8 protein-coding genes and 1 pseudogene are annotated in these 7,493 nt (G+C 64.9%); 3 read left to right on the top strand and 6 right to left on the bottom strand.

Going from position 1 to position 7,493, the window contains the following annotated elements; translation table 11 throughout:
• Nucleotides 1-879 (top strand): histone deacetylase family protein (locus EN742_RS17435; protein ID WP_148670134.1); only part of this gene is annotated, 879 nt, incomplete at its 5' end.
• 43 nt (nucleotides 880-922) lie between these two features.
• Here EN742_RS17435 and EN742_RS17430 read toward each other — a convergent pair.
• Nucleotides 923-1,794 (bottom strand): annotated as a pseudogene (locus EN742_RS17430) (TMEM43 family protein).
• A 777-nt stretch (nucleotides 1,795-2,571) separates the two neighbouring features.
• Here EN742_RS17430 and EN742_RS17425 point away from each other — a divergent pair.
• The gene (locus tag EN742_RS17425; RefSeq protein WP_127406626.1) at nucleotides 2,572-3,276 is read left to right on the top strand and encodes a helix-turn-helix transcriptional regulator; all 705 of its coding nucleotides are present in this window, start codon (nucleotides 2,572-2,574) and stop codon (nucleotides 3,274-3,276) included.
• Nucleotides 3,273-4,043, top strand: coding sequence for a helix-turn-helix transcriptional regulator (locus tag EN742_RS17420; protein WP_127406625.1), 771 nt, complete (start codon nucleotides 3,273-3,275; stop codon nucleotides 4,041-4,043). The genes EN742_RS17425 and EN742_RS17420 overlap by 4 nt, the downstream gene beginning before the upstream one ends.
• 118 nt (nucleotides 4,044-4,161) lie before the next feature.
• Here the strand turns inward: EN742_RS17420 and EN742_RS17415 are convergent, their stop codons facing one another.
• The 5 genes from EN742_RS17415 to EN742_RS17395 all read right to left on the bottom strand — a co-directional run.
• Entirely contained in the window at nucleotides 4,162-4,596 is a 435-nt protein-coding gene (locus tag EN742_RS17415) for a hypothetical protein (RefSeq protein WP_127406624.1), read from the bottom strand.
• The gene (gene flhB / locus EN742_RS17410) at nucleotides 4,593-5,675 is read right to left on the bottom strand and encodes a flagellar biosynthesis protein FlhB (RefSeq protein WP_127406623.1); all 1,083 of its coding nucleotides are present in this window, start codon (nucleotides 5,673-5,675) and stop codon (nucleotides 4,593-4,595) included. Before flhB ends, EN742_RS17415 begins: the two co-directional genes overlap by 4 nt.
• A gap of 21 nt (nucleotides 5,676-5,696) precedes the next feature.
• Complete coding sequence (locus EN742_RS17405) at nucleotides 5,697-6,713, bottom strand: flagellar motor switch protein FliG (RefSeq protein ID WP_127406622.1); 1,017 nt, start codon at nucleotides 6,711-6,713, stop codon at nucleotides 5,697-5,699.
• 43 nt (nucleotides 6,714-6,756) lie between these two features.
• Nucleotides 6,757-7,146 carry a flagellar motor switch protein FliN gene (gene fliN, locus EN742_RS17400; protein WP_126058498.1) on the bottom strand — a complete coding sequence of 130 codons (390 nt, stop codon included), beginning with the start codon at nucleotides 7,144-7,146 and terminating at the stop codon, nucleotides 6,757-6,759.
• A 33-nt stretch (nucleotides 7,147-7,179) separates the two neighbouring features.
• Nucleotides 7,180-7,493, bottom strand: a 314-nt coding sequence (locus EN742_RS17395) for a FliM/FliN family flagellar motor switch protein (RefSeq protein WP_189375416.1), incomplete at its 5' end; no start/stop codon positions are given.

Raw genomic sequence — 7,493 nt, 5'->3', positions numbered from 1 at the left:
GTCGAGCATGATCTCGCCGCCGCCAGGCGCGTGCACAGTGCCGACTACATCGACTTCCTGCCGACCGTCTGGCCGCGATGGACGGCTGAGGGGCACAAGGGCTCGGCCATGGCGTTCACCTGGCCGACGCGCGGTTTGCGCGGCGACGTGCCGCCGCGGCGCATCGACGGCCTGCTCGGCTATTATTCCTTCGACGCCGGCGCCACCTTCGTCGAAGGCACCTGGGCGGCGATCAAGTCGTCCTATGAAGTGGCGCTGACGGCGGCTGAACTGGTCAAGGCCGGCGAACCGGCCGCCTTCGCGCTCTGCCGCCCGCCCGGCCATCATGCGGGTGCCGCCTTCATGGGCGGCTATTGCTTCATCAACAACGCCGCCGTTGCCGCGCAGTGGTTCCTCGACCAGGGCGCTAGGCGCGTCTCGATCCTCGATGTCGACTACCATCACGGCAACGGCACGCAGGAGATCTTCTACGGCCGCGGCGACGTCCAGGTGATCAACCTGCACGGCGATCCGATGACCGAGTATCCGTTCTTCCTCGGCCATGCCGACGAGCACGGCATCGGCGAAGGCGAAGGCTTCAACCTCAACTACCCGATGCCGTTCGGCACCGACTGGGACGGCTGGAACGCCTCCCTGGAGGATGCCTGCTCCAAGCTTGCCGCCTACGTCCCCGATGTCGTCGTGGTGTCGCTCGGCGTCGACACGTTCGAGAAGGACCCAATCAGCCAGTTCAAGCTGAAGAGCGCCGACTATCCCAAGATCGGTCGCCGCATCGCCAGGCTCGGCCTGCCGACGCTGTTCGTCATGGAAGGCGGCTACGCGGTGGAAGAGATCGGCATCAACGCCGTCGGCGTGCTGACCGGCTTCGAGGACAGGTAGGAGCCCAAGGGGGCGGCAGCAGCCGCCCCTTGGAAACTCTACGCTATGCGGCAGCGCCGGGGCTCGGCGCGGCGGCCGGCACGGCCGGTTTGCGGGAACGCCCAAGCATGTACACCGCCGCCGCAGCAATAACGCCCGCGGCCAGGATGGCGGCCGCCAGCACCGGCCGATACCAGAACCAGGCGACGGCGATCGTCGTCGTCCCGACCAGGATCGCCAGGACGAAGGCGATGATGCCGGTGCCCAGCCGGGCCAGGCTGCCGAGGAAGGGTATGACGTCGAAGATCACCCCGATCGGGCCGAGCAGCAGGGCAAAGCCTATCGTCAGCAGGATCAGGCCGCCGGCGCGCAGCAGCCAGGTTATCAGCGTGTTCGCGCTGACCGCTTCGGCGAACATCCTGTCGGCGGGCACGTCGCCCGTATCCACCATCAGCAACGCATCGCCGGCCGCCGTCTGGTAGGACTCGAACCGGTCGCCGGCCTGGCGCGCGACGATGCTGACGTGCCGAGCGGCGCCAGCTCGTAACCGATGCGATAGTCGCCCAGCGCCGGCGACGTCGTATCGGCGCCGAGATAGATCCTGCCGTCGACGATGTTGATCGGCTTTGCACCGGTATAGGCAGCCTCGATCGCGGCCGACTGGCTGGACGAGAGCGAAAATTCCTTGTCGCCCCCGATGCGGTCGAGCACCGGCCTGTCGAGCGTGAAGGCGCCGAGTTTGCCCTCCGCAATCTGGAAGCTCCTGCTGTGGATCGCCATCGGCGGGTTCTGGTGGCCGTCGGGCTTCTTGAAGTCGGATGAGTTGATCTGGCTGTCGTCCCACACCTTCGAATAGCTGTAGGTCGTCACCGTCTCCTCGCCGCCACCCAGCTTCTTCGTCGTCTCCGACTTGGAGTCTTCCTTCCACTGGTACATCTCGACGCTGCGCGACAGGCGCAGCCCCTCGGCCTGAATGCCGAAATCCGGATCGGCAAGACCGCTGTCGGCCGTCACCGGTCCAGTCACATGCACCAGCCTGCCGTCATTGCCGGCGTCGATCTTGTCGACGCCGGCCGAGACGACGGTGCCGGCGCCTTCCGCCAGCGAGCGCGCCGTCTGCACCGCGCGGCCTTCGTTCCAGAACAGACCGATCACCATCAGCACGATCAGGATCAGGCCGAAGACCACCCCGCCGACCGCGCGCTTGATCCGTCCGAACCACGAGACGGACGTCACTTCCTGGAATGAATCGCTCATCGTTTCCCCCGCAAGACCACCGGCAACGGAGGCCCATCCATTGCCGCCATGCGAATCCTAGCCGAATCGGCCGCGCCCCGATATGGCGGCCCGGCACCTGCCCCCGTTTTTCCATCGAAGAGACCGGTTGAAAGCAGCGCGAAACGGCCCCTGAGTCGCGATCCGAGTCCACCGGATTCGATTTTGTCAAATCGCGTTTGATGTCGGATTCATCTACGGGTAGATTAGACCCGAATCAGCCGGTCCTCGGGGGGCGCGGCGACCACCCAAAGTCTCAAGTTCCGGCACTCGGCCGGCACCAGACGCGGACGGCTTCGCGTTCCCTGTAGGGATTCCGACCTGGTTGGGCGCTGACCGCGCCTTGAGTGTGTCTTCGTGACAGTGACGCGTATTTCGGGTTCGGCCGCTGGCGACACCAGCACCGGGCACATGGATCGATTCCGGCCAAAGCATAAAATGAGCAGTCCCGCCGCGCTTCTCCAATCCGAACCATCGCGCCTGGCGTCTCGCGGCGACCTCACCAGCTTTTTCATGCAGCTTGCCGCCGAGATCGGCGCCGACAGCTACATGCTCGTCGCCATCATCCACGACCAGGATCGCAGCGATGCCCGCATCGTGTCCTCCAACTGGATATTCGACGCCATCGAGCTCATCGGCAAACGGCTGATAGCCGGCCTCGCCCAAGGGCCGCTGACCGCGTCGCCCGGCAACCGCCCGAGGCCGCTGGTGGCTGCCCAAGCGCCCGATGCCGGCGCGCTGCTGAGCGGCGAGGAGGCCCGCCTGCTCGATGTGCTCGGCCACGCCGAGATCTACTCGCTGCGGCTGAATGTCGGTCGCCAGCGCCTGTTCGCGCTGTTTTCGGCCGCCGAGGTCGGCAAGATCGACCAGCCGGCACTGATGAAAGCCCAGCTGAAGTGCTGCTATGCGCTGTCCGACATCCCGCAGCTGATCGCCGCCGCCGCCATGCAGGACCCGCTGTCCGACCGCGAGCGCGAATGCCTGTTCTGGGTGTCGGAGGGCAAGACCACCGACGAGGTCGCGTTGATCCTCGGCGTCTCGTCGAACACAGTCAACAGCTACATCACCCACGCGATCCAGAAATTCGCGGCCAGCAACCGCGCGATGGCCATCGCGACGGCGATCAGGAGCGGCATCATTTGAAACAGGCACAGGTCAAGGAGGCAGCCGAGGCCCTTTTCAACGAGCAGCGCAGCCCGTTCGGCGCCTTCTCGCTCGGCTCCGAAACGCACCACGCCGTCACCATTCCGGACGCCGTGCGCCGCTGCCGCTGGATCGCCGTCGACATCAACGCCGGGGCTTTCGGCCTGTTCTTCGTCAGCCCTTCGCTGGAACGGGCCCGCCTCGTGCCAAGCTTCGATTCGGACTACCCCGGCACCTCCGTGGCCACCAAATTCATCTCCGGCGCCAATGGCGAGGAGATGGTGCGCCACACCCGCATCTCGACGGCGCCGCGCTGGTGGGTGGACGACGGCATCGCCAGCTCGCAGCAGGTCTTCCAGGATCTTGCCTGGTCCGAGAGGACGGCGCCGCTCGCGCCCGGCACCAACGGCATCGCCTTTCCCGTCCATGCCGACCGCGGCCAGTGCGGGCTGGTCATCTTCCTCGGGCCGGACATCGCCCTGCCGCAGGAGGCGCTCTACGAGATCCACGCCCGCTGCTTCTCGCTGTTTGCCGCGGTTGCCCGCATCCGTCCGACCGACACCAGCCGGATGCGCTCGATCTCCAAGCGCGAGCTCGAATGTCTGAAGCTGACCGCCAACGGCAACACCAGCGAGGAGATCGCCAAGCTGCTGAAATTGTCGGTGCACACCGCCAACCAGTACCTGACCCAGTCGACGCAGAAGCTCAACGCCGTCAACCGCAACCAGGCGGTGGCCAAGGCGCTGCGGCTCGGCCTCATCGAATAGATCGTCCCGCGAAGGCTCCGAGCACGGACCGGCCGAACCTGCGCGACCGCGAGGGCCACGGCATGCCAAACCGCGCGCGGTCCATCACCGCCGCGCTTTGCTTCCCTCAAGGCAGATTTCAGTAAGCGATCGTCTCGGTCCTGCGGATGCGCGCCTGTTCGATCACTGCTTCCAGGAGCGCGGTGTTGTGCTCGGGATTCTCGCCGGGCTTTTCGAACGACACGTAGTTGACCACGACATGGTCCTTGTCTCCGCTCAACGTCAGCTGGAAATAGACGGTCACGCCGGGTGGCCTGAGCTCGAGGTCGAGCACGATGCGCGGACTGCCGCTCCAGTCGACATGGGCTTCGCCGCCGTGACCGAGCCTGAGCGTGCCCGGCATGAAGAACAGTTCGGCCGCCGAATCCACCAGATCCGACAGGCAGGCGAAATGCTCGAGCCGGATGAAGGCGATATAGTCGGCGACGTCGATCAGCCTGAGTTCGGTGATCACCTCCTCGATGGCGTTGGCGACGATGATCTCGCGGGATTTTGCGTAAGCTTGCCGGTTCATGAGGTCAGTCTGCGCTCAGCCTTTTTCGAATAGACGATCCGCACCAGCTCGGCGACGGCCTGGTAAAATTGCGACGGGATTACGCTATCAACCGAAACTTGCTTGTACATGGAGCGCGCGAGCGCCACATCCTCAAAGATCGGGATGTTGTGCTCCCTGGCGATCTCGCGGATCTTGAGCGCCACAAGATCCTGGCCCTTGGCCAGCACCATGGGCGCGGAATCCTCCTCGCGGACGTATTTCAGCGCGATGGAATAGTGCGTCGGATTGGCGATGATCAGCGTGGCGCGCGGCACCGCTGTCATCATGCGCCGCCGCGCACGATCACGCGCCAGCGACCTCAGCCGCGACTTGACGATCGGATCACCTTCGGACTGCTTCATCTCGTCCTTGATTTCCTGCTTGCTCATGCGCAGGTCGCGCCGCCAGTGGAAGCGCGACCAGACAAAGTCGGCCACCGCGATCAGCCCCATGACGAAAACGATCGCCACCAATATGTCGACGGCGATGCTCCTGATGACGAGACCGAAGGCGACCGGGTTGGTGATCATGCCGGCAAGCAGTCTGCGGTGGTCCTCCGACAACGTGAAGCCGAGCACGACGACGGCAAAGCCGAGCTTGCCCAGCGACTTCAGGAACTCGACAAGGCCCTGCACGCCGAACATGCGGCTCCAGCCCTTGGCGATCGAGATGCGCGACAGCTGCGGCCTGACCCGCTCGCCGACGAACTGCGGCATATTCTGGAACACCGAGGCGCCGACGCCGGCCACCACCAAAAGCACGAGCAGGCTGACGACGGCGCGGCCGATCTCGAAGATGACTGTCTTGTAGAGCGCGATGACGTCGGTCTCGGTATCCATCGGCCAGGCTTCGGGCTTCTCCAGGAACATCGACAAGAACATGCCGAGATCGATGATGGCGTCCTTGGCGTAGAAGACGGTGAACACCAATATTGCGACGAAGGAGGTGAAGATCGCCGCTTCGCGCGAATGGGGCAGCTTGCCCTGTTCGACGGTGTCGCGGATCTTCTTTTCTGTCGCTTCCTCGGTTTTGGTGTCCTTGTCGACCGATTCAGCCATGGCGTGCTAACCGAGCCGCCATCAGGCCGCTTCGCTCTGCGACGAGGAAGGGAGTTCGAACGCCCCTTCACGCGACAGGCGGATCGTCGCCACCGCGATTGTCTTGCGAGCCGCCATGATGTCGGCCAGCGCGATGCCTTCGGACCCCTGCCCGAGTTCGGATTCGATCATGCGCCGCGACCTTGCGCCGATCGCCGACAACACCGATTCGGTGAGTGCCGGCGGCGCGCCGCGCAGCGCCAGCGTGACCAGTTCGGTCGACAGCCCGTCGAACAGCAGCACCCGTGCCTTCTGGGCGAGCAGCGGCAAATCGTCGAAGGCGAACAGCCGCGACCTGACGCCGTCGAGATCCGGCGTGCCGGCCTCCTCCAGATCGTGCATGACCTCTTCGAGCTGAGGCTTGTCCATTTCGTTGAGCACGCTGGCGACACGCGCCTGTCCGGCCGAGATATCCTTCGTCGCGGTTTGCGACAGCAGGCTGCTGCGCAATTGGCTTTCGACGATCTTTGCGGCCGCATCCGGAACCGTGGCCAATGTGACCATGCGTTTGATGATCTCGCTGCGGACGGGCTTCTCCATCGTCAACAGCACGTTGGCCGTTATCTGCGAGGAAAGCTTCGACAGCACCATGGCCGATGTCTGGGGGTGCTCGCCGGACAGGAAGGCGCCGAGGCGGCCGGGCTCCAGCTTCTCGAGGTCGGGCCAGATCGGCGGCGGGCCCTCGGGTGCCACCTCGAACCTCTTGTCGCCCATGATGGCGCTCATTTCCTCCGGCGACAGCGATTCGTTGAGGATGGTGTCCATCCGGTCGGCGGAATCGAGCAGGCCCGCGCCCTCGGTGAATTCGGCTTCGAATTCGGCGACGATGCGCTCGAGGTCGCTCTGCGGGATCGTGCGCAGCAGGCGCGCCCCTTCGATCAGTGCCTTCAGTTCTTCCTGCTTGAAGAATTTCAGGAGCCGGCTGGCTGAGGGCTTGCCCATCGCCACCAGAATGGCGGCTGCCTTTTGCGGGCGCGTCAGCGTGGTCAGCGTCGTCATGCTGTCTGTCCCTGCGGTCGATGGCGGTGCACGCCGGCCAAGCCTACGCGCTCTTGGTGGCGGCGATGATTTCGGTCAGCCTGATGCCGAAGCGCGACGGGTCGCTTTCGAGCACGGTGATCTCGCCGCGGGCGATCTTGCGGCCGTTGACCACCACGTCGACAGGCTCGCCGATACGCCGGTTGAGCGCCACGGTCGAACCCTTCTGCAGCGCCATCAGCTCGGACACCGGCATCTCGGTGCTGCCGAGGATGATCTGCACGTCGACCGGAATGGCCATGATGATGCTGGAATTGGCGCCGCCGGAAGCCGCCCTGTAGGCAACGTCCGGGCGCTTCTCCTCTTCCTTGAGGACGCCGCGCAGCTCCTCGATGGCGCGATCGAGCTGCTCGTCCGGCTGATCGGGTTCGGCTTCCACCTTCGTCTTTGCCATGCGTCGTCTCCAAAAAGGTCAGGCCACCCGGCGTCAGCCCGGCATCAGCCCGTCGATGAAATCCTGTCCGGCATCGTAGGGATGCCGGACGCGGACGGTGTAATTCTGGCCGAGCTTGCCGAACTCGCAGACGAACAGCGTCTTGTCGCGCGCGCTGAGCCGCGCATGCGATTGCGCCGTCTCTTCGAATTCGATGATCTGCCCGACTTCGAGGCTGGCGAGGTCGCCGAGCGTCAGCCGGGCGAGCGGCATCGTCGCCTCCAGCGTTACTGTCGAGCGCATCACTTCTTCGGAGAAGCGCGCCCGCCAGTCCGAGCCGGCCGTGTGATCGTCGTCGTGGGCGCCGG

The organism is Mesorhizobium sp. M4A.F.Ca.ET.020.02.1.1, from assembly GCF_004022645.1.
Taxonomy (GTDB): Bacteria; Pseudomonadota; Alphaproteobacteria; order Rhizobiales; family Rhizobiaceae; genus Mesorhizobium.
Note: the sequence above shows the minus strand (reverse complement) of the source record. Positions and strands in the feature narration are given on the sequence as shown.

Excerpts from the sequence above, each read along its gene's own strand:
- EN742_RS17425 (WP_127406626.1), top strand. The coding sequence starts at position 2,572 with ATGAGCAGTCCCGCCGCGCTTCTCCAATCCGAACCATCGCGCCTGGCG.
- EN742_RS17415 (WP_127406624.1), bottom strand. The coding sequence starts at position 4,596 with ATGAACCGGCAAGCTTACGCAAAATCCCGCGAGATCATCGTCGCCAAC.
- flhB (WP_127406623.1), bottom strand. The coding sequence starts at position 5,675 with ATGGCTGAATCGGTCGACAAGGACACCAAAACCGAGGAAGCGACAGAA.
- EN742_RS17405 (WP_127406622.1), bottom strand. The coding sequence starts at position 6,713 with ATGACGACGCTGACCACGCTGACGCGCCCGCAAAAGGCAGCCGCCATT.
- fliN (WP_126058498.1), bottom strand. The coding sequence starts at position 7,146 with ATGGCAAAGACGAAGGTGGAAGCCGAACCCGATCAGCCGGACGAGCAG.